Genomic DNA, 24205 nt, shown 5'->3' with positions numbered 1-24205 from the left:
CCTTTACCAGGGCCTAAATGGTCCCACCTATTCTTAACGGCCCACCTGCATGAAGTTGAGTATCTCCACCAAACTGTTTATTGCGGTACTGGCCGGTGTGCTGTTGGTCATCCTGAGCATGGGCCTGGCGACGAGCTGGAGTTTTGGACGGGGCTTTCTCGGGTACCTCAATGAACAGGCACTGGACCGCATGGCGCCCGTGCTGCCACGCCTGGCCAATGCTTATGCGCGTGAGGGCAATTGGGAGTTCCTGCGTAACCAGCCGGATCGCTGGTTTGAAATCATGCGGCCCGAGCTCGGCGAGGATCCGGCGAAGAACGATTTGCGCACCCCCTTGGCCTCGGACCTGACGGGGGCCCTGTTCCGGATCGCCCTGCTGGATAACCATAAAAAGCGCGTGAACGGCTATCCGGATATCGGCGCCGACGCCCTCTTACGCCCGATTGTGGTGGCCGATGAAACCGTGGGCTGGCTGGCCGTGACGCCGTTCCAGAGCGTGACCGAAGCCGGCGGCGAACGGTTCCAGCAATACCAGTTACGCACCAGCCTGGTCATGGGCGCCTTCTCGCTGCTGCTGGCGATGCTAATTGCCTGGTGGATCGCCCGCACGCTGCTGGAGCCAGTCAAGCGGGTGGCTGCGGCAACACATCGCCTGGCCAGCGGCGACTTCAGCAGCCGGGTGGCGGTGACCTCCAATGACGAAGTGGGCCAATTGGCCCGAGACTTCAACCAGCTCGCCTACACCCTGGAACGCAATGAGCAGATGCGCCGCGAATTCATGGCGGATGTGTCCCACGAACTGCGTACCCCGCTGTCGGTATTGCGCGGCGAGCTGGAGGCCATCGAGGATGGCGTACGCACCCTCGACCAAGGCTCGATGAAGTCCTTGCAGGGCGAAGTGAGCATGCTCAGCAAACTGGTGGATGACCTGTATGACCTGTCCCTGGCGGATGTCGGGGCGCTGACCTATCGCAAGCGCGCCTGCGCGCTGGAGCCGCTACTGCGCGCCAGTGTGTCGATGTTCGAGGAGCGCATGAACGCGCGCCATCTACGCATCGAACTGGATTTGCCAGCGCCGCCCGTGGAACTCTTGGCCGATGCCGGCCGCTTGCAGCAACTGTTCTCCAATCTGCTGGAAAATGCTGTGCGCTACACCGACCCGAATGGGCTCGTACGCATACGCGCCGTCCTGGATCGCGCTGACGTGTGCATCGACATCCTCGACTCTGGCCCTGGTGTCTCGACCGAGCAACTGCCGCGCCTGTTCGAGCGCTTCTATCGCGGCGAATCATCGCGCAACCGTGCCAGTGGCGGGGCCGGCCTGGGGCTCGCGATCTGCCACAGCATCGCCCTCGCCCACGGCGGCAGCCTCAGCGCGGCTCACTCCCCTCTCGGCGGCCTTTGGCTGAGCCTGCGCCTGCCCAGGAATACCTGACCCATGAGCGAAGAAAGCCCGATCCTGATCGTTGAAGACGAACCGAAACTGGCCGCATTGTTGCAGGATTACCTGGTCGCAGCGGGGTACCCGACCCTGTGCCTGGACAACGGCCTGCAGGTGGTACCGACCGTGCGCGCCCAGCCCCCTCGCCTGATTTTGCTCGACCTGATGCTGCCTGGGCGCGACGGTATGCAAGTGTGCCAGGACCTGCGCGGTTTCAGCGCCGTGCCGATCATCATGATCACCGCCCGCGTCGAAGAAGTGGACCGTCTGCTGGGCCTGGACTTGGGCGCCGACGACTACATCTGCAAGCCCTTCAGCCCCCGCGAGGTGGTTGCCAGGGTCAAGGCCATCCTGCGCCGTGGCCCCCAACTGCTGAGCAGTACCCCAGCGCGACTGCTGATCGACGAAACGCAGTACCGCGCATCACTCGACGGCGTCGCTTTAGACCTGACGCCTTTGGAGCTGCGACTGCTGAGCACTTTTGCACGTTCCGCCGGCCGGGTATTTTCCCGCGACCAACTGCTCGACAAGCTCTACTCCGACCACCGCGTGGTCACCGACCGCACGGTGGACAGTCATATCCGTAACCTGCGGCGCAAGCTGGAGCAGGCGTGTCCAGGGGAAACGCCCATCGAGTCCTTGTATGGGGTGGGCTATCGATTTCAGTTGTCCGGCGCCTGAAGACCCGCTGGGCGCCGGTCGCCGAACAAAACGACATGAGTCTATTGAGCGGCCCTAGGTAGAACGGCCCTCGTTACGATTTTGTTGTTTTTTAACGCCTTTCCCGTTCCTTCGCTCATGTTGGTGGTGAATGAACCAGGCGACCAAAAGTAGACCTGCCACACCAAAAATAAACAACAACAGCTCTATTGCGGGACCTTCGTGTGAAAACATGTTTCGTTCCTCGTCCTGAAGTATCGCGCCTCAAAAACTAGCGCCTCCGAAATTATTCGTAACAATCCATACATTTTCAGAGTAATCGCCAAAACCAGAGGTGACAACCCTAAAAGCCTCATAACCCTTGATCCAGACACGTCACTCGTCGAAAAACCGCGAACGCTCAACATAGGCTGACGCCGTAGACAACCCCTCACCGCTCCACACTGAGCAATGACGGCCAGAGATTGCGCCAGCCGTGAACCGCCGGCACTTTTTCAACTGCGGCATGTCAACTTCACATCAATGCCGAGTGATAGCTCATCATGCACAGCTGGAAGAAAATGTCGTTGACTGAGGGTTTAGAGCGGAGCCTGCCCGGGCATCAGGTAGATTGCATCCTGGTGAATGGCTGGACTGCGACCATACTGGTGCGACAGCCCGACCATGACGCTATGTTCTGCACGACAGGTATCAACCTTGCCACGCTTGCAGATACCCCAAGCATTCAGAAGCTTGCTGATGAACTTGTGTTTGAGATCGATATGTCGAAGGGAGGGAGAGCGGGCTAGCTCTCCCCTACACATTTATTCTGCGGTACTTGCGAGAAATTCGCCCGCTCTGCGAACAAGCCTCCTCCACTCCCTCTCATTGATGAGGCCGGTGCTCTCCATATCGTCGGCCCTCCTCAGCAATTTGAAATATTTATCCTCAATATCCTGTTCGTCTACCGCATGGGCGTAGATATCTGCCCAGGCTTTTACCGCAGAACGCCGCGCTGATGGTTGCATTTGAGCACCTGATTATGTCCGCGGAAATAGAGCGGTGCCCAGCAAAAATCGTTCATCTGTGCGGCGGTCGATCCGACCAGTGGTGGCATGTAGCCATGGTTGATTCTTATTCCCTGGAATGCCGGAACCATGGAACCCTTGCAGATATCACCACACCCCAGGCGACGAGCACCTGCAAGCGCGCTGCTTGATGATCAGCATGCGCCAGGCGGTATCCCGTCCTTGTTGAAATCCTTCAGGCGCTCGCGCTCTTTCTCAGTCGAATGCGCCGGGGTTTCTTGCTCGGGCTCGTTGTTCTTTTCTTCAGTCATCAGGATGTCCTCTGGGTGGTAATTATTCCGGCAGCTGCCGGAATCAGCAGTTCAAACCAATACCACTCCACCTTCCACACAGTGCCCGACAAGGACGGCCCGTCCAGTACGTGGCATAGCCCAAACCTCCTTGTTGAACGCCCATAGAAAGTGCCGCCTCAATTGATTAGCGCGCAATCATTTTGCGCACCTATTACCTCAATACATTTTTTTGCATTCTTCGTTTCAAGCGCAGCCCGCAAGCTGCAACTGGAAATCACTGTGCTGCATGTAAAGGCCGCCTTTGTTCGTGATCAACGAAATGACGTGGGAATGCCACGCTACTAAAACCCGGCCCTCGGAGGCCTATATGAAATTAAGATCCTTGAGTATCGCGCGAAGAGCTTTTGTCTGCTTTGGCCTAATTACATGCCTGCTTATGAGCTTGGCAGGCTTCTCTTATCTGCAAATTGATCGGCTACGCGCTGCAGAACAGAACATCGAGCTAAACTCCCTCCCCAGTATCCAGGTCATTGACGATATCCAAATCGCCCTCCTTCACGCCCGCCTTGAAAGTATTCGCATGCTCTCAAGCACCACCCGCGATGTACATGATTTCTCGCTGGCAAAGGTCCAAGAAGCAATACAGACACTTCAGTCGAAGACTGATTATTATCGCGCGCACCTGATGTCTGGGGAGCAAGACGAAATCCAGTTCGCAAAAGCCAATGAGGCTATGACTGCCTATATCGACGGCCTCAGAAAAGTCATTGCACTGGATTCATCCGACCATGATCAAGCGGTTATTTTTGCCAATACTGACCAAGCGCAAAGAGCCACTGTCTATCAAGAGCAACTGACACTTCTGCGCGAGCAAAATGCACGCCAGGCCGTGGCGTCTGGTGTGGACGCTACCAACGTATACAACCATAGCGTCCAAGTGTTGGTAGCGGTGCTGATCGTGGCGTTTATCTTAACCATCGTACTGGCTGTTTTGTTCACTAACAGCATCGTCAGCCCCATCAGCTCATCCCTTAAGTTGGCGGAGGATATCGCTGCGGGCGACCTTACCCATGATCTTGAAGTAACAGGTTCAGATGAAGCTTCGCGCTTGATGCATGCACTCAATCTGATGCAGAAAAACTTACGACACACCATTTTAGAAATCTCAGGAGCGTCGTCCCAGCTGAGTACCGCTGCCGTTGAAATGACCTCGATTACTGAAAGTGCTGATCGCACACTTCAGCAGCAGAACAGCGAAATAGAGCAAGCCGCCACCGCGGTCACTGAAATGAGTGCCGCGGTCGAAGAGGTTGCCCGGAACGCCAACTCCACCTCTGAAGCCGCAATGCAGTCGAGCATCGCCGCAGACCTCGGCAATCAAAAAGTCACTGAAACATTAACGGCGATGCGCGGGTTGACGGGCTTGGTTGAAGTGTCATCGGATCAGGTGAAAGAACTGGCAGCCCAAGCTCAAGACATTAGCAAAGTCCTAAGTGTGATAAGGGCAATTGCTGAGCAAACCAACCTGCTTGCCTTGAATGCCGCCATTGAAGCGGCTCGTGCAGGAGAACAGGGTCGCGGTTTTGCAGTAGTCGCAGATGAAGTTCGAGCGCTGGCACACCGAACACAAACATCGACGCAAGAAATTGAGCAGATGATATCCACGATTCAAACAGGCTCTTCTGCCGCGGTCGAATCCATGCAAAAGAGCACGTCCGAGGTCTATAGCACGCGAGACACTGCAGAACATGCAGGCCAGTCACTGCGCCAAATTATCGATTCGGTGCTTGAAATTAACGACCGCAATATCCAGATTGCAACCGCCTCAGAGGAGCAAGCTCACGTGGCGCGGGATGTTGATCGCAGCCTGATAAGCATCCGCGACCTTGCAGTACAGAGCAGTGAAGGCACTCGCCAAACACTGACCGCGAGCAACGAACTTTCTCGCTTAGCCGTCAACTTAAACGACTTGGTTCTTAGATTCAAAACCTTCAATGAACGCAATGCGTTTGCCAACAAAATGATGGAGTTTGAAAGGGAGTAACCGTGCAGAATTTACCGCCCTTGAGCAGCAGCTCGCAGAGCAACTCGCTCGCTCGCTGGACAGTCTGGAAAATGATGGGCTGAAGAAAGGGATCGAGTTCGAAGGAACCAGCTAAGCCCGCCTCTCGCTGATTACAGTCTGATTTATTTATAGGGGATCGAATTAGATCTAAAGCAGCTCCTAGGCCATGGGCGCTTCTCCTGGATCCCTCTACCTACCATCGAACAGGCTTAAACTGCTCAAGAACAACGGCGATCCGCCGATACAGTTGACTCCTCCAGACGCACTTCGGATCAGAATATGTCCATTGAATTCGACATTAAGAACGACCTTGCACTTCTTGAGCTTTTGTCGAATGCGGACCACCAAGATCTTGATGCCTTGGTAGACGTTTTGACAGACGCTGGCGGCGGTCGGGTGGCGCTTTCGAAGAGTTCGAAAGTCGCGATGTCTGAAGCAAAATCCTCGAAATTTTATGACGAAGACATCATAAAATTGATCATTTCAGAGCTTCAGCACTTTGGTGGCAACAGCTTAGTTAATCTCGCACGCGGGGATGGCGTGGATTATCGGGAGGTAGTAGCAGATGTGGCCAGCTATCTAGGCGTAAGAGTAACGTCTCATGAGTCTGTCGTGACCATGGAGGGTAAGATTCTTGCTCAGCTATTCGCGAAAACTTGGCAGGAAATGGGTCCCGCGGAACGTGAACGTCACAGCGCCGATGCTCGTGGATTTAACGCTGACGGAACGTACAATTTTGCCCTGCTGAAAGCACTAATGATGAACGGCGGTACGGTTAGTAGCCTTCAAGGACTGTTTTTCGCTCCTCAATTTTTGAAGATGCTCGGCAGCGGAGCCCTCGCAGGGCGTTTCCTAGCCGGCGGATTGGCGGGCATTGCCGGTATAGTCGGCTGGGTAGCATACAAAGCTACCGGCGAGGCCTTGCGGGTCACAATTCCCTGCGTAGCGCTAATTGGAATAATTCGACACAAGCAACTCGTGGCCCCATAGGTCATATAATGGTTTCTTGGATCAAGTCAGTAGCCACATGGAATCGCTATGCCTCCTCTAGACCCGAAATCTGCGTCAAACGCCGACCCCAGCACCTACCTAATCGGGTATTCCGCTGACAAGCCTCTTGCAACGATTGATTTCCTTCCTTCACAGATGCGGATGAGTGATCGAGAGCTACTCGCCCTCGACCCCGTGCATATAGATCGTCTCTCGTCGTTGCTTCAGGCTGTCCCAAGCGCATTGGTCGCTCATGAGGTTGGCGGCCACCGATATCTTCGGGTTGTCGTTGATGGTCCGCTTGCCGCCGCGGCAGATGGCGATGGCTTACGCGGTTTTACGCGGGATGCTCAGGGAAAATTTCAGAGTCACGGTCGTTTCTACGAAGATGACCGACTGAAAAATTTAGTAACAAGCGGTGCCCTGCTACAGGTAGCCTCGATTGTTGTCGCACAAAAGCATCTTGCCGATATCAGCGCGAAATTGAGTGAGATCCAGGAAGGAGTCGATAAGATCGTTTCGTTCCTGGAGGACTCAAGGCGAGCGACCATCACAGGGCGCATTGACTACCTTCGCCAGATAGCTCCAGAGGTCATGACTTCCCAATCGTATCCAGCCATAAGCAATGAACTCGAACGTTGCGAAGTGGAGCTGGGCGCGGTGCAAAACCACCTCGATATCGAAATCAACAAAATGGCCGGCCAGGTTTCCAACCAAAAGGACTCCAGCCTATTTGGTTCAGACAGCCTGACGGAGTCGTTGCTGAAGCGGCAAACTGCACTTACCCCTGTTCTAGAGCAATGGAAACTGTGCATGGGAGCACGAATGATTGCGTGCCAACTATTGAGTAAGTTTGAAGAATCAGCACCTGTCGCTGCTCGACGTCTTGATACACTGAAGGGCAAACTGGAACAGTTTTTGTCAGAATCTGGACCGGTTAGAAAATTTGAGCGTGCGATGGATATCAGGATTATGGGCCTATCGTCTTTCGTTGATTCGAAGACGACCATTCACGCAAACCGAATTCGACTCAGCAAGTGGAAGAAGCTGGAATTACCTGCTTTTACCGAATCTAGCAATTCCACGCTTATCTTGATGGATCGATTGATGGTGGAGCAGCAAAAACCACAGTCTGTCGTTATGCAGTTAAAGGTGGAACACGGACGGATATCAGAGGCTTACGCCATCGCTTCGAAGGCTTAGAGAAGCAAGCCCTGTCCCCTCCCTACTAACTGAGTCGATCTGACTCGCATCTGAAATTGCGCGCTGCGGCCCAGCACCGCGCATTTCATACTTTAGCTAACACCCAAAGCCTTAAACACTGCATCAACAGGATCGCTGTAGAAGCTCGTTTGGAATTTCGCAAATAGCTCCCCTGGGACAGTCGGAATATCCTTCACGCTCGCCATCGGCAGAAGAATACGTTTAGCCCCCGCATCGAACGCTACCTGCATGCACTCAGCAAGGTTTTCTACGGGTATTACATTGCCGCCCAAGCTCATATCACCCAGTACGACCATCTGCGCTTGGAGTGGTTTCTGCATCAGCACGGAGCAATAGGCGATAAATCCGGCGAGGGTCAGCGCTTTCGGCGCTCCGGTGTTATGAAGCTCAACAGCATGCAGGTGGTAATCATGGTCACCGACTTTTGATGCGGCACTGACGCGATTGATGTTGGCTTTGAAGTAATCGAAAGCGACCTTCAAGGCTTCTTTCGCTGAGGAGCTATTCCCGAGACCAGACATGTTTAATCTGCCACTGCCCGCTGTTACCTGTGTTTCCAACCGGTACAGTCCCAGATGCCCATTCGCCCCCGTAGAGACCAAGTGCATGGCCCCAGGCTTGCCCTGCCCTTCTGGGATCAGCCCACCACCGCCCTGCTCCGGTACGCTGATAAAGGTCTCTTCCAAAGAATCCGCATCGATATAAGAAAAGTGGACGTCGTAGAATTCCATACCACCGATTTTCTTCAGCTGTTCCTTAATCCTGCGGCGGGCTTCCAAGGCGTACTCAAGGCAACGGCGAACCGCTTCACGATCATAGTCAGCGCTTGGGTGGAGAAGCTTTAACAGGCCGGAGACCGTGCGTCGCACGGCGATGGTGTCTCGTTGATTGAGATTGTTACCCAGCTTGAAATAGCGGTCGATAGCATCGGCAAAATTCCGCTTACGCATCTCACGCATGAACTCGGCCAAGTAATCGGTGATCAATCCATAGCGGTTGGTGAAAAACTCAGGCCGCATTTTCGGTACTTCCCAGCCCGGAATATAGGCATGGAAGCGGTCGAAAAAAGCCGAGTCAATCATCGCTGAAGGGAACGGTGCCAGCAGGTGACTGGTCTTGACGAGGGTGTCCACAGGCTGGTTGATGTTGCCAACAAACATCATGCTGGCCGAGGCTGAGATGGAGTCACGACCACGAGCAAAGGAACCCGAGGCCATGAAATCCTTCATGATCTGAACACCATCCTTGTCCTTGAACGAGATCCCCGCTACCTCATCGAAAGCAACCACGTCCCACATCCCGACCAGACCAATCTGACGCCTAGACATGTTGTAGAACAAGTTAGCAACCGTGGTTTGGCCGCCGGAAACCAGAATGCTATTGGGGCTGACTTCTTTGTAGATGTGGCTCTTACCTGTCCCGCGCGGCCCCAGCTCGCAGCAGTTATAGTTGTTTTCAACGAAAGCGATCATCCGCGTGAGCAGGTGCCATTTCGTGCGCTGATTGAAGTGCGCCGGCTCCATCCCGGTTGAACGTAGCAAGACATCCATCCACTGATCTTCAGTGAACTGCTTACGGGCCTCCAACAGCGCATCCATATCCATGTTTGGCATCTGAATCGGCTTGAGGTCATGGACAGTGAACGGAGAGCCTTTCGCTCCCTCTTCAAAAAAGTAGTTCATCGTCACGATGCACCAGATGCCACCCGCTAGGAGCTTCTCGAACTCCTTGATAAACCGGCTGGGTATTTCAGCATCCTTGACACCTAGGTTCATGAACAGCGCCTGATAGATATCGCGACGCTCATTCAGGCTGACAGAGACCTTGTCGATGATCTTAAAGCTCCCACGCTCACGGATCTTCGATTTGACCTTCTCTGCCTCGTCGGGGCGCACATAGTTCTCGGCGAGGATGCGCTTAACTGTCTCCAGACCATCTGCGATCACCTCTTCATTGTCTGAGGCGCAGTACATGCCGAGCAGGTACTCAAGCACGTACACAGGTACGTTGATACCTTCCTTCAAACGCTTGGTGAGATCTTTGCGTACCACCTTCCCCATGAAGAATTGGTTCAGGCGACCATCAAGATCAAGGTCGAGATTGTCACTGTCAGAAATCGAAGTCATTGCTGATCGCCAAGTTTATACGGACATCAATACGGAACTGCTCTACGTCGGTTTCAGCGTCTAGCAGCTTAAAGAAATAACTCTCACTGGAGGAAAACGGTCGGTTCAGAAGAGTCAGGATCACCTTGCGCTGACGCTGATCAAGGTTTGGGGAATCGCTGTCGAATGAAACCTGCTCGACGACCGACACGGCCTCGCCCGCTGCATCAAAAACTCCGACACGTAATGCGGTAGGTTGAATACGTTCAGATACAGCTTCGGTCTGCAACAGGTTAAACACGTAACGGTTGGTGGTGATCGTGAAATTATTACCTAGCACCGTTACCTGTACCTTGCGTACTGCGGTGTCCTTGACCTTCTGCCCTCTGACTTGCTGCACCTTGAGCACAGGAACAACGATCTCCTGCAAGGTTCCACCACCGTGGATGAAGCGCGCGCCACCGACAAAATGGAATCGGTTCACCCCACGTGGAGACCAAAACATCATGTCGTCACTGATGCCCGCTGTTTCTCTGATGTACCCACTGTGTACTTGGTCGCTGGTACCCAGTTTACGTCCAATCAGGTAGCGTTTTTTCGACACCACGCTGCTTGCTGGCTTGGTAAGCAGCTTGCTCTTGTCTAAAGACTCTAGCGCCGAATCCTGGAATAGGAAGCCGTGGTCTGCCGTGACGAGGACTCGATGTCCATTGAGGTTATTGATGATACGGCTAACGATAGACTCCAGCTCGTGGATCGCATCACGACAAGCGCTGAATGTACTGCTTTCAGTGCTTGCCGTATCACCTACGGCGTCGATCTTGTTGTGATAGATGTAAATCACACGATACGGCTTGATCAGCTCACGCCCGTCGGTCTTGTTCATGTTCAAGAAGTCTTCGGCACGTAGCGCCAGACCATTTACACCAGCGAGGATCTTGTTGCGAGCCTCCAGACCATCGCTGCTAAGGCCATCCACTTGAACTAAGCCAGCATCGGTATAGCTGAGGGTGTGATGTGGGAGCAGACTAGCCATTCCGAGCTTCGTATAGGACGGCAACACACCCAGTTGACTGCCCAGCTCGGCCGCAAAACGATACTTCCCATTAAGAGAATCACTCAGTTCCTGCGCAACCTCATAGCGTAGCGCGTCGCTGATCACCACAAACACGCGCCGATCCTCTCCCCCCTTCAGATAGCGATCAACCTGCTCTGCATAGAAATTTTGCTGATTGGAAACCCCAGGCAATCTCCACTGCTGTAGCAAGCCTCCATCGAGAAAACTCCCCCACTTCTGCGCAAATGGTTGAAGAAAGCCTGTCAGGTAATCCTGCTCAACCCGCGAGGTCAGTGGCGACAACGCATCCGGGCTACGTGCATACACGACATCAGCGGCTTCGTGATAAATCCTATAGAGCTGGTCGAAGCGATACAGCTCTTGCGTATATGCGCTGTAACAGGCTTCGGCCGAGGCGAAGGAAAAGCCACCCGAGTAACGCATCCTCAGCTCGAACAACTCCGAAGCCGCGATCAGCGAGCGGTAATACGCATGCCAGACAGAGCGGTTCGCGTCGTCGTTATCCGGCCAGCGCGGATTGGCCCAATAGCCGTCCATACGACGACTGGCCATCTCCCTCAATTGTTGGCCAACCGTTTCACTGGTGTTGTTGAGTACAGCATCACGGAGACGCTCGGCTATCTGCCGCTCAACATCAACGAAGGTACTGACCAGCATGAGCGCTTCCAAGGGCACTTGGGCCAGTAAATCACCGGGGCGCAAGTCGATGGCAATACGGCTGGATAGTCGATCATAGGAGCGCTGTCGGAGCGTGCTGTCTCGCCACTGAGAGAGAAAAACAGCGACATTGGCCGCTCGTAACGGATTCAGCTGAAGCGCACGGAGGCTGCTGGGAGCATGAGCATTCAGTACATAGCCAACGTCAGTGGAAAACAGACGAACGAGGAAATGTTTTACCGAGGGATCAGAATGTTGATAACCGAAGGCTTGCAACATGAGCTGCCAGAAAACCACCTGCATTTCGAACTTGCAAATCGCGTCCCACAGCACGTTTTCTTCAAGATTTTCAGAGTCTGCGAGAGATGAAAATACCGCAGTGAAAACCGCAAACTGCTCCGCCTGTTCAACCTTCGCCAGCACAGCAAGGATCTTCAGGTCCACGGCGGCTTCATCATCATCCGTACTCAGCAGCCGCTGTATTTTGGCCACTCTCTCTTTGCTAGCAAAAAAAGCGCTGCGGGCTTTCAGGTGGTCACGCAGGCTTGGCCGGCGCAATCCCAGCTCCTGCAACAACATAGACGTACGATCGGCAGCAAAAGACGCAGCGTAGAGTCGAATATCGAGCAGCCAGTCGTTTTCGGGCGAAGGTGGACTGCCCTCTTCGTAGATCAGAAAACGCCCATCAGGCCTTTCAAGTTCCACCGTCTTCTTGATTGATAGTGCAGGAATCGAAGTGCGCCTCAATACCTGCACATCAGGCATGACGATGCTCTCTAGCAGCTCACTGAACTCGCCCTGCGCGTCGTCCCACCAGACCACTCGGCAAACACTGAACAGCTGCAACAGCCCCTCGCCAATTTTTTCGAGTTGTGCAGACTGCTCTGACATAGTTTACCGCCCCCGAGCGGGTTTAAAAAAATACGAAAAAAGCACCAATAAGGGTGCCTTATTAGAAAAAAATAAACTAATCGCGATTTTGGATTGAGTCTCAACGCCGGGACCAGACCATAATGCCCATTCCTGGGGGAAGCAAAACCGTCCACACATTTCAAAAGGTTCGGCCTGCCAGCAATTGGTCGACGACAATTTGTAGCTTATCAACCGCTCCTGCCCGCTTTGAAGCAGACATTTCCATAATGTTACGCAGCTTCCATCGTACCGCCGGCAACTGATCAACCCCCGGCAAATTCAATAGCGCCCAGTCAGGCTCTCCCCGCTTAAGCGAGAGCAAAAACGCGGCATCTTGCCCGGTGAACTGCTCCTGGATCGCAGCAAGTAACGCAGCCCTAGTAGCCTCCAACTGCTCAAGCGTGACCGGCTCACGAGTCATACCCGCGAACTCAGCCTGGAAGATGCCGTCCAGTTTCTTCCACCGAGGGGAAAGTAGCTCAGCTATGGGCCGGCCATGGCTGATCAGATACACCAAAAACCCCTCAAAGATTTCGCGTGTAAGCCCCTCTTCGCGGAGCATTAACATGACATCGAAGAGGTCCCTGGGGTGTTGCCGATCTAACGCGGCGCAAATTTTGCCACCGTACAGATCAGGTAAGGAGACGACTGAGATAGAGGCAAATCCGAATTCGTCCTCAACTAGCGGCACCACATCGCGCTCGACAGGCTGATGCACAGTGCCACGCAAGACAGGCGATACCTCAACCTTAATCTGAGCCTGCGGACTTCTTACCAGAACTCGCAACTCATCGTCCCGGTTGCTCTGCACGGTTGCATCAACCTGAGGCAAGCCTCGACCCACTGCATCTGCAATCCGTCGAAGCGCAAGACGCACGTCCGTCAACGCCTGCTGACGATCAGAACTGGGTAGGTAAGCCAGGTCAATATCCACTGAAAGACGAGGTAAGTCCCGAACAAACAAATTGATGGCAGTTCCGCCCTTGAGCGCAAAACAATGCTCAGCCGCCACGTAGGGAATTACCTGTACTAACAAGCGGACCTGAGCGGCATAACGAGGGTCAATCGACATTGGCAAAACTCTCTGGCACGGTGATGAGGAACTCTTTATCGAGCCGACCACCCGGGGTGATCTGACGCTTGCCTTTGCCTATATCGATCCTTGAAACATCTATTCGCTGATACCATGCATGGCCACTGTTTCGAGCCAGCAGAAGGAAAACGCGTTTGACTCGAATGGAGCTACAGGCTTCAAGCAGCTTTTGTAGGCGTCGAGGACTTAGCGTGGCCAACCCGCTGAACACGTCCACCACACTACTAAAAAGAATCTCGTTTGCGCTTCGATGGATAAGCTCAAGCACGGCACGTTCTGGCGTAGAGATTTTCAGGTCGAATTGAGAGTAAGGCACTTGGAAGGCTTGCAACGCAGGGTCTTCCATTGAGGCGAAGAGCCCGGTGGAGTGAAAATTTACCGAGACTTCCCATTCGTACTTGCTGAACCAGCCAGGCAGGCTTGTGCCGGCTGTTGCGAACAGTTCGACAGCCTCTTTCCCGAATGACAGGTAATGGCTGTATCCAGCCAGGCTCAAAGCGGTCGCCCCACCCGGCCAAATCCGTAATGGGTCGTCCTGTTGCAATGCGAAAACGCCGCCTTGCCAGTCAATCTTATCGCCGCTCCGCTTCCACGTGCCGTGACCAATACGCTCCAGCCAGCCACTGTGCTGATACTTTTGTACCAGGTTTGGCCCTACGCCATGCTCATGTAGCCATGCTTGCGTGGCGACAGCACCGGAGGGCCAATCGGAAAGGAGCTGGTTTATTTTCACTGCCAGTATTTATCCATAAGGATGACTTTCAGCTAGATTTTAAACCAGTCAGCCGGGTTCATCCAGTCGGATGTGGGTGGGTGTGCCCCTAGGGGGCCTGATCCAAACCACAGCTACGCACCCTGTCCGAAGGCTACAAGATGATGCGAAAACCACTATCGCTCTCGCGGTGATTCAAATTTTGAACTCAACCGATACTTCCGATTTTAACTTTTCCTCGCGGCGATGAATAAATCTCTTTATTGATTCAAGATCATTCCAATCGCAACCAACCTCATTTATTTCATTCTGGGACATCAAAGGTGCTAAATTATAATGAACAGCCTTCTCGTCACCGCCCTTTCTACCCTTGCTGGAGTTAGATGCCGCATGATCAATCACTAAGTTACCAAGATTATTCAGGTAGTTCTCTCTAAAGTCATCATCAAATTCAACAGACAATGCTTTCTTCGCAGTAATATGCTCAATACTGAGCTTTTCACGGGTATCCTTCGAAGCGTAGTCTCTGCTCGACAACAATGGAAAGCCCTTACGACGACGAAGACTATTCTCGTAAGAAAAAAGAATGTAACGAACTACGTTCTTTTCAAGCCAATCATAATAATTATTATAATCGAAGGCTTCGCGCGCGCGCCCATTAATGTTCCACCAATTCTCCAAGACAAAGCTCTCGACCACCTCAATGACATCTTTGTCGTTGCGCATAGAGGTAAACTGATAGCTTTCACCGTTGCTTCGCAGTCGCGCTAAAGAGGAACGGAACGTAAAGGCATTAATGGCTTTAACCAAGCGCGGAAAATCAGATGGCCTTTCACTATGCACCTTCATCAATGCTGGATAAAAAGGAGCAACACGGCCGATCATAAAAGTTTTCGCCAATTCCGGATCAATGAATCGGCTATCTCGGATCTGAGCAAATAATTGAAAGCTTTTTTTTAGGCGAGCTGGATAGTCTCTAATCTGCTCTCTCGCCTCTTCCCACCGCTCCGCATCACTCACCAATCCGAGTATTTTCTCCTTGATGTAGGGCTTCGGTTTATCAGTGTAATCACTCGGGTACGTCTCAAACGCAAGCGTGTGATAACGCAGCACATCCCGATCATTAATGTTGTGCGACTCAATCAAACGATAAATTTCAGCAAAGTCCTCTTGGATTTTCCCTATCACTTGCTCGGGGTGATCGTAAACAATTCCCGCGTTATACATCAGGAAACTTTTGATCGATTCCAGATCCGTTAATCGCCGCCCCCTATCATTCAACAACTCGAATATCTGGGTAGCCGTACTGATCTTGTCCACCACATAGAGCAGCACATCAGCATTGATGGCGGTCGTATAAACTCGCTCAAGCATGGCCAGATCATGGCGAACCAGCTGCTCCTCGAAATATTGCCGTGCGCCCAACAAAAGCCGTTGCGAATGGGTTCTTAGTGTTACGTCTTCGGTTGCAGGCGGGCGGTCGCCCAATACCAAATCATGTAGGAAGGCATTACCCTCATTCGCCGATTCAAGCTTGAAGACATCACCATCACGCACAAAGATGCGCCGCGTACGCTCAGATACGAGCGTAGAACCCTGGGAAATTAGCTTCCCAAGCAATACGTGCATAAAGATGACCAGGGTGGTCAACCGTTGCTGGCCATCCACGATATCCACAAGCGCGAACTCGCTCTTGTTTCCGTTCAGATGGAAGAGAAAGGAACCTAGGAAATAAGGTCTGTCCGGGTGCTGACTACATAGATCATTGAAAAAGTCTTCAAGATTGTTCTCACGCTCCCAGGAATAGGCACGCTGGTAGGTGGGAACACTGAAGATACGAGTGCCGTCGAAAATATCTTTGACAGTGGATTTACCTGTTTGCACTTACATTTTCCTTGTCGAGATAAAGCGGCCCACATCAGTGAGCCGCCAATCAGTCAGTCTTCCTTGCCACCCGTAATTGCTTTCACTTCGGCCAGCAAATTACCAAATTTCCCGTAGTTGACCTTGACGCCATCATCTAGGTTGAGAGCGATCCGTTGGTCCGCGTAGGGACGCAGCGTTTCATCGAAGCGGCGGAGTTCTTCGAGTTGTTTGGTGAATTTGTCTTTGCGCTTTTGCAAGGCTTTCTGCTGAGCGCTGCCGGTGGCGCTGTTGATGTCGTCAGCAAGCTTATCGATACGGGCCTGCATGCGGCTTTGCAGGGGAACAACATACTCCATGCGCATGCGCGAGAGCGTGCCCTCGTTGTAGCGGTGCAGATAAACCAAGCACTCGAAGGCCTTTTGCTTACCGCTAGAGAACAACCAGTAAATTGGGCGCTTCTTGTAGGTTTGCATGTGATCTTTGTAGAAACTGGTGGACAAGTAGCGGCGGATAACCTCGTCGGCGGACTCTCCTGCCTTTCGGTCTAGACTATCGGCCAACCACTCCGTATTTTCTACGAGGGTGTCGCCACCCCAAACCACCTTGACGAATTCGCGCACACGCTCTGCGGCATCATCCTCGAACCAAGAGTCGGCAGTGATGGGGATAATTCCGTCAGCGTCCACCGAGAATTTACTATAGTGAGCAGGATTGAAGTCGATATTGCCGCTACGCGCATAAATCACCCCCGGCTCATCTAGACTATAACGCCCCATGGCCGAGCCAATCCCAATAGATAAAGTACGACGTGCGAAGCTGTCTGCATCAATAATATTCAGGGTGATTTCATCGTCGCGAACAGCACTATCGACAAAATCATGCAGCCCGTAATTTTTCAAAAGTAGATAATTAATATCTGTTTCAATACTCTTCAAGCAGTCCCTACGCTCAACAAAAACGTTTGAAGAAGATTCAAAACTATCACTTATCCTATCGCTTTCTTGAAAGTACATACCACCGACAAATTCAGGAGCAGTTTCCAGGCGAATGTAGTCCTCTCGCGATAAAGCCACGCATTTCGCCCCAAAATCTCGAAGCACCGCCTTTGAAGAATCATCAACTAGATAAGGAACCTGCTTGACATCACCCACCTGAAAATGAGAAGTCGGATTAAGAACAGACATATAGGCTTTTACGACTTTACTATTCAGCAAACAAAGAAGAGGCATAATATCCTCTCCTTTCGGAAACCCTGAGGGCCCACTCACATCAAAAATGGCGCCTACTGGTGTATACCTCGCAGCAAAACACTCCTCCCCTGCCTTATTTTTGAAAGTTATATCTCCCCAGGTAATCCCCTCTCTAAAATAAAAAGGAATATTTTTTATCGTTCTCGTGGGAGAACCATACAATTTAGCAGCATGAGAAATAATTTCGGCGCCATCATGAGCCCAGTTAACTACAGACTCTTGGTTACCATACCACTTATTTGCAGTCCCACCTTTATTATAAGGAAACCACTTCCCCCCACAATTAGAAGCTGACTCCCGATCAACTGCCACCCTAAAAATATTTACATTAGATACTTCCCACCAAAATCTTACAAAGCGAGAATTATCAGAGGTCGCCATACCTTGGCGCGGAGTGAGTACATCACCAAGATACTGTTCCGCCAAGAATGTATCAGCCTGAACTTTTGGGATCCAATACGCAAAACGGTGCCCAGGGAACAATGCATAGTCTGAATTCGAGTAAAGACAATGCTTATTAGAATCTTCAGTAAGGCTTTTTTTCTTTTCATCCTCGCCTCCCGCGTCGGCCCGAATAAATATCGCCTTATACGCAGGAATTGAAGCTCTGACCGCAGAAAACGCCACCACTTGAACTGAAGGGCCGGACAACTCTGTAAATGCTCTCCCCCCCAAATGAGCTGCTGTAATTAAGGAGTAACTGCTTAGAAACTTAGCTCGCAACTCATCGTAGGAGGAGAGGAACATCCAGCTCTGCATCGTCACCATACTGTTGAAGCCGCTTGGCTTACAGCACGAAAACCCCCGCTCGATAAACATAGCAAACAAGTCGGATTTGCTATCTGGGAAAGCTCGCTTAGCAAAATCTTTTATCGCCGAATTCATGCCTTTGCCCCCCATGTACGGAGGATTCGCTACCACAGCATCATATTGCAGTGCCAGCAAGCTAGCCGGCCAAGCAAAGTGCTCAAGCACTTGACTGGCATAACTCCGTGATAAGTCATCCCCACTAACACGAACACTTGCAAGCAGATCGACGATTTTACCAAGCTTACCCTTCAGCGCATCCGGCACGCTGATGAGCGAACCAAAAGTTTTGCCATCCTCGAACAACTGAATTAGCTGGCGTACGTCGAGCACAGTAAGCCCGGAGCTATGCCGAGTTTCCAGTTGGCCACCGCCAAACAATTGGCCTGAGTGAAACGCTTCTCCGCCCTCAATCTGGATAGCTGCATCAATGATAACCTGTGCTATCTCTGCATCTGGCAGACCTGCACTATTTTGGATGGCCATGATATTGAGGTGTGGTGGATTACCTTCGAGATCAAATAGTCGACGGTCATCCTCACGGGCCTTCATTAAGAGAGCGAAGCCCGCTAACTGGGCAGCGCGATCATCAATATCTAGACCGAACAGGTTTTTTTGCAATATTAACCGTGGAATGTCGCGCAAACGATAACCACGTTCTTCATAGATAGCCCGCAGCAGGTTATAGGCTTCGACCAGAATATGGCCAGAGCCGCATGCCGGGTCAAGTATGGTGATGGATTCCGGATTAAGAGTACCGGCGTCCTCATCCATTCGTACTTTGATTAAGGTATCGAGCTGAGTTATGACTTCCGGCGCTTGCTTAGCGGGCTCAACGTAGTACGGCATTTTTTCTTTTAGGCTGGAGCCCGGATTGGCCATTAACCAGAGCCGACCTAGGCTGTTCTGCACTAGGTACTGAACGATCCAGTTCGGGGTGAATAGCTGAGTGGCTGCGGGAATATCCTCACTCTTAACCACTTTACCGATCACTTCACCCTTTTTCTCGCTGATGTAGAACTGGTACAGCCAGCCGATGACCTCGACCTCTTGCCAGTCACCCTCTTCGACATCTCCAACCAGGCGGGCTATCGGCGAGTCGGTGCGCAGAAGATTGTCCGGAAGCAACAGCTCAGTGGCATCATCCAGCGCTTCGAAGAGGAACGGCATATTGCGGTGCAGCTCGTGGCACTGGGCGAGCAGAATCTCGCGGTAAAGCAATTCGTCCTGATTGCCCGCAGTTTTCAAGCGGATGACTTCGGCCTTGTCTAACCCGAACAGATCGAGGTGCTGAACATTATCGAGGATCTCCGGCTGCTGGCCCTGCGGATGGCTGAGCACACGATAGCCGTGGCTGAGGTAGCCCTTGAGTTCCATAAAGCGAATAGCAACCAAACGGTTGAACCAAGTGTAGGCCAATGCCTCGACTACAGAGCTAAAGCCCTGCTGCTGAATACGCAGGGTCAAAATGGCACGCTGCTTGGCAATGCTGGCCGGAAATGGCTGGCCACCGATTAACAACACATCGCCAGTTTGTTCAATATTGACTGGTAGGGCCGGATCGAGCCCCAAACGCCGGGCACGCAGGGTGACGGCCTCAATAAAATCTAAACGGGCCTGCGGAGCGTATTTCTTGAGTGCGGAGCGGTTCATGCTTTGTCCTTGCTAGACGTCCTGGGCTTTTGCGGCTTGAGGGCGCGGCCATACATCATTAGGTATTTGTCAAAATCGCTTTCTGAATACTGAAGTTTGGTAGTTGCTTCGGTTAGAAAACGTTTCAGGTGAGCGATATCGCTCCAGTCGGATGGTTTTTTCTTCGGCTGATGCACGCGTAGCAAGTGATTCATGGCGCGGAAATTGTGCTGATCAATGATCGGCACGTCGCGAGGATGAATCAGGTGAGTCAGGAAAGCCGAAGTAATGTAGCGCAGCCGCCCAAGCCGCTCGCTCCACCATTGGAAGGTGTCTTTCGGGGAAGGGGCATTAGCGAGCACACCATTCCACTTGAGATACTCACCCCAAAGCGTCGATATCTCGGTGATCAAGAGCCCCTGCTTACTGGGATAATTGGTCTTCCCCCAATGACCCCATTTCCAGAGCAGTGCCGAATCAAGTTCGACGACAGGTTCTAACGCTGAAAATGTCTGCTTGAAGCGCTGATAGTCTTGCGCCGGATACTTGGTATAACTGTATTGGGAAAAATGCTCGCTATAGGAGGACTGCACCTCACCCCTGATTAGCCGCCAATCGGCAGACCCAAGTACTTCTTCAACATCCATGGTCGCTTGCTCCTATGCGCCGACTTAAGAAGAACAACGGTTGTGCCCCACACAACCGCTATACCTATTTTTGAACCCGGACTTCTTAGCGAATCTCCACCCGCTGGTTGTCAGCCACAGCTTCCTCCAGCTCCTTACGAAGCTTGGCAAGGAAGTTATCGATGTCGACCTGGCTCTCGATGTAGCCAGAACCGGCAAGCAGCTGAGCATCGATAATCCGACGCTTCTTGACCGGTACTGCTGGTGCTACTACTGCCGCTGGGGTGTTATTCGCCGGAGCCGTTGGTTCCGCCACGGTCAAACCTGACGTATCGCTGCCCGATATTGGAGGTTTCGGTGCCGGTTCGCTGGCTGCCATTTTTGCTTTAGCTGCGGCTTGGTCGGCCAACAAATGTAGATGATCGATGGCAGCATCCGCCAACTCCCGGGCCTCATCCTGCATCTGGCTGATATGAGCCAGACTGGGCTGCTTGGCGATGGTCTTACGGAGGGTTTGCAAGGCCAGCAAGCTGCGGTTGCGTTGATCCGGACTGGCTAGCAACGCGTCCAGCTCAACGCTGACCTTGGCTATGTACTTCTCAACCCATGAGTCGGCGCGCTCATGGGCTTCCTGAAGGAAGCCGTCATTGACTTGGGTAACTGTCTGGACCAGCCCTTCGCCTTCGCGGATCAAATTGTACGGATCTTTGGCACTTAGGATTTCGTCGATACGTGTCAACGCACGGGCCGCCTTCTCGTCCTTCTCCAGCTTTGGCCGGTTGGACTGAAAATCTAACTGTGCGGAACGTAGCTTGTCCCACGCCGTTTTCTGGCTGCCGTAGAAATTATCTAGATCGCCGTAGCTATCAGAAAGGTCGAGCAGCGGGCTACGCTCTTTGAGAAACAGTTGGATTGCATCAAAACTATCAGGCGCAGCCTTGAGCCTACCAACTAGCTTCAGGCCCTGATCGATTTCATCCAAACCTGGGTACTGGCCATTTTGCGCCAACACACGCCATTGCTTTAGCTCGCTCTCCCAGCTTGCCAGGCTGCTTTGCAACTGATCGTAGAGGGTATCTTCACCGTCCGGAGCAATCTTCTGGAACACGTCCTTGAACTGCTGGCGGGCCTTTTGCAGCTCTCCAGAACCTACCTGCTGACGTTTCTGAATTTCAGTGGTGCGCCAACGTGCTGGGGTGGAAATCTCGTTCCATATTTGCTGCGGAGCCAACGGCCCGCCATTGCCGATCAGGCTGACTTCACCTTTGAGCAACACACGTACGATAAGTAGAACGGTTTCCCACTCCGGCCAGCCATACGGACGCCGACCATAGTGACTTTCCGCGAGATCGTGCAGGACGATGCGCCGCGATTGCGAGGCCAGCAATTCGATGTGCTGGCTAACTTCTTTGAGCGCACGCGGATTGGCTTCACCAGTGCTCTCCAGACCGAGGCCTGGTGTGAGCGGCGTGGCCAACAAAGCCTGAATTTCCTTCTGCGGATCGCTGCTCAGGTGCTGGATATAGCTGAGCTTGTTGAAAGTGTTCCGTACCAAATAATCTAGCGCTTCCTCCGCCAGCATTGGTGCACTGGAGGCCTTAGTTTCTAGCTTGTTGCCCGCGACATAGACCTCTGCCTCACGCAGCAGACGGTCCACACTTGCGCTCAAGCGCTGGCGGCGCTGGCGGTTTTCTTCGGCACGATCCTGAAGGATACGTTTGGTGTTATGCGGCAGCGTCCCATCGTTCTTTCGTGTGATGAACTTGTCGGTCTGTAGGTACAGGCGCAGTTCACGCGCTAAATCGCGCTCATCGTCCAGGCGCAACAGCACACTGCCCTCACCCTGACTGGATTCCAAAATGCAGCGTTGTTCACTCCAGGTGTCACGGTCATCTACCAACGGACTGATGACCGAGATCAGCAGATCGCCGTCGACACGGTTACCCAGGGGGTGAAGATCGCATTGGCGGTTGAGGCCAAAATCTTTGCCATTGTCCGGGAAGCGGAATTTACGCTGACCGCGCAAGGACTCATCAAACAGCAATTGACCCAGCTCACGAGCTTCGTCGGCACTGGTGAGATCAACCTCTTTGATCTCGCGACTGATATCGCGCTCTTCGTTGGTCAGGAAGAAGAAATCATCACCATTGCGACTGACGAGGGTTTCCTTTTCCAGACGTTGGAGGCTGTCTTCGATCTGCTTACGTAGCGCCTGGCGGTCGGCGTCGATCTCATCAATAAATAGTGTGATCAGATTATCTACGTTGCCCTTGATCTCATCGACATATCGGATGAGGAACAGGGTTTTCAAAACTAATGTGTCAAACTCTTGCAGACTGAGATTGCTGGCCGCGTTGTCAATGGTCGATTTGACCACCCCTTCAAGGAAGCCTTCGATAGACGGGTAGAAGCGGTAAAGTGGCACCAGAACACCAATGGTGTTCTCGCTGACGGCCTTGGCCGCTGACTGGAAAGCATCCAGCAGCGAGCGCTCGCCTCGGGCCAGGTGAGTGCCGGTGGCACCGGCCTTGCGAATGCTTTCAAAGATGCGTTGTACCAATTGGAACTGATATGGCACAAAGGGGTAAACGGCAGCGAAGTTGTCTTCGTCGGTGAAGGCCTTATAAGTACGCCCAGTGTTGGTAAAACTTAACTGGTTACGCAGAATGTCGGCTTTCTCGCGATATATCTTACGCAAGGCATCCTTGGGCTCTGGCTCCTTGTCGAGTAGGCGACGCTGGATGACCTCATCTACGTTGCCGCTGGACAACGACAAACGGGTTTTGAAACGACCCTGAATCTTGGAGAAGTCGTTGGCCTTGGACGCGCGTACCTCACCAAGGACCGCATCGATATCCTCTTGTGATGTCACCAATACCCATGCGCGACCGCCACAGACAGTGCCGAGGTTTTCGGTAATGGTTTGCAGACTAAGCATTAGATGGGTGTCCTGGCCAATGAACTGGCCAACCTCGTCCACCAGGAACACGATGCGTTGATCTTTGCCACGTTTGTCCAGGTAGTCCTTCACCCATTTGGCGAAGCTCTCGACATTGAGGTTGAAGTCGTTCTCAAAGCGCTCTACCCACGCGTCAGCGTCCTTTATTTCCTGACCCAATGTTTGGGACAAGGCCGTGGCCATTGCATCGACCTGGAAGTGGTACGCGTCGCGTTCATCTTCCCAGGTAGATCCAGAAGCCTCGGAGAAAGCTTGCTTGAAGGCTACAAATTTTCCCTGGTCATCCAGGTAACGCTCCATATGTGCAATATGTGGATGATCACCGCAGAAGCCGAGGCGCTCGTTGAAGACTTTTAGGAATACGCGAAGGATCGCGTCACGACCATCGCCGCTGTTAGCCTTGCTGTCGATGTTGAACAACAACACGTCAGTATCGGCCGCAATAGCCCGCTTGATATCGGCAGCGAGCATCGGGTCGGCTATTTTGCGCTCAAAAAAGTCAATGGCTTGGCGAGTATCACCTTCTCTACTGACGCGCTTGTTTTCCAAAAGATATGACAGGATTTTCAGAAAGTGGGATTTACCAGAACCGAAAAAGCCGGAGATCCACACCCCAACCCGTCCAGAGGCTGCTTGAGGGTTATCTAATGCCGCTAGATAGCTTTCGAAAAAACTACGGAGGTGTTGATCCAATTCTCGGGTAATAACGTACTCATCAAGCTCCTGCCAGACGGACTCAGCATCGTCCTGGTCAGCCTTGATTACTCCGTTGATGGAACGGTTGATGGGACGCGTAAATAAATTTTTGATTAACAAGGTGGACATCCT

Annotated in this window: 14 protein-coding genes and 1 pseudogene; 6 read left to right on the top strand and 9 right to left on the bottom strand. The window is 52.6% G+C overall.

Annotation, left to right across the window (positions count from 1 at the left end; all coding sequences use genetic code 11):
* Nucleotides 1-49: 49 nt before the first annotated feature.
* Nucleotides 50-1435, top strand: coding sequence for a sensor histidine kinase efflux regulator BaeS (baeS, locus tag AC3ZU9_RS11315; protein ID WP_102060005.1), 1386 nt, complete (start codon nt 50-52; stop codon nt 1433-1435).
* A 3-nt stretch (nt 1436-1438) separates the two neighbouring features.
* On the top strand, nt 1439-2122 hold the full coding sequence (locus tag AC3ZU9_RS11310; protein WP_015884913.1) for a response regulator: 684 nt from the start codon (nt 1439-1441) through the stop codon (nt 2120-2122).
* A 782-nt stretch (nt 2123-2904) separates the two neighbouring features.
* Here the strand turns inward: AC3ZU9_RS11310 and AC3ZU9_RS11305 are convergent.
* On the bottom strand, nt 2905-3108 hold the full coding sequence (locus tag AC3ZU9_RS11305) for a hypothetical protein (RefSeq protein WP_043205631.1): 204 nt from the start codon (nt 3106-3108) through the stop codon (nt 2905-2907).
* A gap of 612 nt (nt 3109-3720) precedes the next feature.
* On the opposite strand from AC3ZU9_RS11305, the pseudogene AC3ZU9_RS11300 reads away from it, so the two are divergent.
* The 4 genes and pseudogenes from AC3ZU9_RS11300 to AC3ZU9_RS11285 form a co-directional block, all read left to right on the top strand.
* Nucleotides 3721-4536: pseudogene (locus AC3ZU9_RS11300) on the top strand (MCP four helix bundle domain-containing protein); the annotation flags it as partial.
* Complete coding sequence (locus AC3ZU9_RS11295; protein ID WP_490090739.1) at nt 4513-5445, top strand: methyl-accepting chemotaxis protein; 933 nt, start codon at nt 4513-4515, stop codon at nt 5443-5445. The pseudogene AC3ZU9_RS11300 and the gene AC3ZU9_RS11295, both read left to right, overlap by 24 nt.
* 300 nt (nt 5446-5745) lie before the next feature.
* Nucleotides 5746-6456, top strand: a complete 711-nt coding sequence (locus AC3ZU9_RS11290) for a YaaW family protein (protein WP_490090716.1) — start codon at nt 5746-5748, stop codon at nt 6454-6456.
* Between the two features lie 48 nt (nt 6457-6504).
* The gene (locus AC3ZU9_RS11285) at nt 6505-7659 is read left to right on the top strand and encodes a hypothetical protein (protein WP_490090715.1); all 1155 of its coding nucleotides are present in this window, start codon (nt 6505-6507) and stop codon (nt 7657-7659) included.
* Nucleotides 7660-7751: 92 nt separating this feature from the next.
* Here AC3ZU9_RS11285 and brxL read toward each other — a convergent pair whose 3' ends face one another.
* The 8 genes from brxL to brxC form a co-directional block, all read right to left on the bottom strand.
* Nucleotides 7752-9806: a protease Lon-related BREX system protein BrxL gene (gene brxL, locus AC3ZU9_RS11280; RefSeq protein WP_490090714.1), complete on the bottom strand. Its 2055-nt coding sequence runs from the start codon at nt 9804-9806 to the stop codon at nt 7752-7754.
* Nucleotides 9790-12411: a BREX-1 system phosphatase PglZ type A gene (gene pglZ, locus AC3ZU9_RS11275; RefSeq protein ID WP_490090713.1), complete on the bottom strand. Its 2622-nt coding sequence runs from the start codon at nt 12409-12411 to the stop codon at nt 9790-9792. The genes brxL and pglZ overlap by 17 nt, the downstream gene beginning before the upstream one ends.
* 160 nt (nt 12412-12571) lie before the next feature.
* Nucleotides 12572-13504, bottom strand: coding sequence for a nucleotidyl transferase AbiEii/AbiGii toxin family protein (locus AC3ZU9_RS11270; RefSeq protein WP_490090712.1), 933 nt, complete (start codon nt 13502-13504; stop codon nt 12572-12574).
* Complete coding sequence (locus tag AC3ZU9_RS11265; protein WP_490090711.1) at nt 13494-14258, bottom strand: type IV toxin-antitoxin system AbiEi family antitoxin domain-containing protein; 765 nt, start codon at nt 14256-14258, stop codon at nt 13494-13496. Before AC3ZU9_RS11265 ends, AC3ZU9_RS11270 begins: the two co-directional genes overlap by 11 nt.
* Nucleotides 14259-14432: 174 nt before the next feature.
* Complete coding sequence (locus tag AC3ZU9_RS11260) at nt 14433-16121, bottom strand: DUF262 domain-containing protein (RefSeq protein WP_490090710.1); 1689 nt, start codon at nt 16119-16121, stop codon at nt 14433-14435.
* A 53-nt stretch (nt 16122-16174) separates the two neighbouring features.
* Nucleotides 16175-19813: a BREX-1 system adenine-specific DNA-methyltransferase PglX gene (gene pglX / locus AC3ZU9_RS11255; protein ID WP_490090709.1), complete on the bottom strand. Its 3639-nt coding sequence runs from the start codon at nt 19811-19813 to the stop codon at nt 16175-16177.
* Entirely contained in the window at nt 19810-20439 is a 630-nt protein-coding gene (locus tag AC3ZU9_RS11250; protein WP_490090708.1) for a hypothetical protein, read from the bottom strand. The genes pglX and AC3ZU9_RS11250 overlap by 4 nt, the downstream gene beginning before the upstream one ends.
* An 85-nt stretch (nt 20440-20524) precedes the next feature.
* Nucleotides 20525-24202: a BREX system P-loop protein BrxC gene (gene brxC / locus AC3ZU9_RS11245; protein WP_490090707.1), complete on the bottom strand. Its 3678-nt coding sequence runs from the start codon at nt 24200-24202 to the stop codon at nt 20525-20527.
* Nucleotides 24203-24205: the final 3 nt, after the last annotated feature.

The organism is Pseudomonas sp. A39 (assembly GCF_058145955.1).
This window is presented reverse-complemented; position numbering and strand designations above follow the sequence as displayed.

Bases quoted from the DNA above. Each gene is read 5' to 3' on its own strand.
- pglZ (WP_490090713.1), bottom strand. From the start codon at position 12,411: ATGTCAGAGCAGTCTGCACAACTCGAAAAAATTGGCGAGGGGCTGTTG.
- AC3ZU9_RS11295 (WP_490090739.1), top strand. From the start codon at position 4,513: ATGCATGCACTCAATCTGATGCAGAAAAACTTACGACACACCATTTTA.
- AC3ZU9_RS11250 (WP_490090708.1), bottom strand. From the start codon at position 20,439: ATGGATGTTGAAGAAGTACTTGGGTCTGCCGATTGGCGGCTAATCAGG.
- baeS (WP_102060005.1), top strand. From the start codon at position 50: ATGAAGTTGAGTATCTCCACCAAACTGTTTATTGCGGTACTGGCCGGT.
- brxC (WP_490090707.1), bottom strand. From the start codon at position 24,202: ATGTCCACCTTGTTAATCAAAAATTTATTTACGCGTCCCATCAACCGT.
- AC3ZU9_RS11285 (WP_490090715.1), top strand. From the start codon at position 6,505: ATGCCTCCTCTAGACCCGAAATCTGCGTCAAACGCCGACCCCAGCACC.
- pglX (WP_490090709.1), bottom strand. From the start codon at position 19,813: ATGAACCGCTCCGCACTCAAGAAATACGCTCCGCAGGCCCGTTTAGAT.
- AC3ZU9_RS11290 (WP_490090716.1), top strand. From the start codon at position 5,746: ATGTCCATTGAATTCGACATTAAGAACGACCTTGCACTTCTTGAGCTT.
- AC3ZU9_RS11310 (WP_015884913.1), top strand. From the start codon at position 1,439: ATGAGCGAAGAAAGCCCGATCCTGATCGTTGAAGACGAACCGAAACTG.
- AC3ZU9_RS11270 (WP_490090712.1), bottom strand. From the start codon at position 13,504: ATGTCGATTGACCCTCGTTATGCCGCTCAGGTCCGCTTGTTAGTACAG.
- brxL (WP_490090714.1), bottom strand. From the start codon at position 9,806: ATGACTTCGATTTCTGACAGTGACAATCTCGACCTTGATCTTGATGGT.
- AC3ZU9_RS11305 (WP_043205631.1), bottom strand. From the start codon at position 3,108: ATGCAACCATCAGCGCGGCGTTCTGCGGTAAAAGCCTGGGCAGATATC.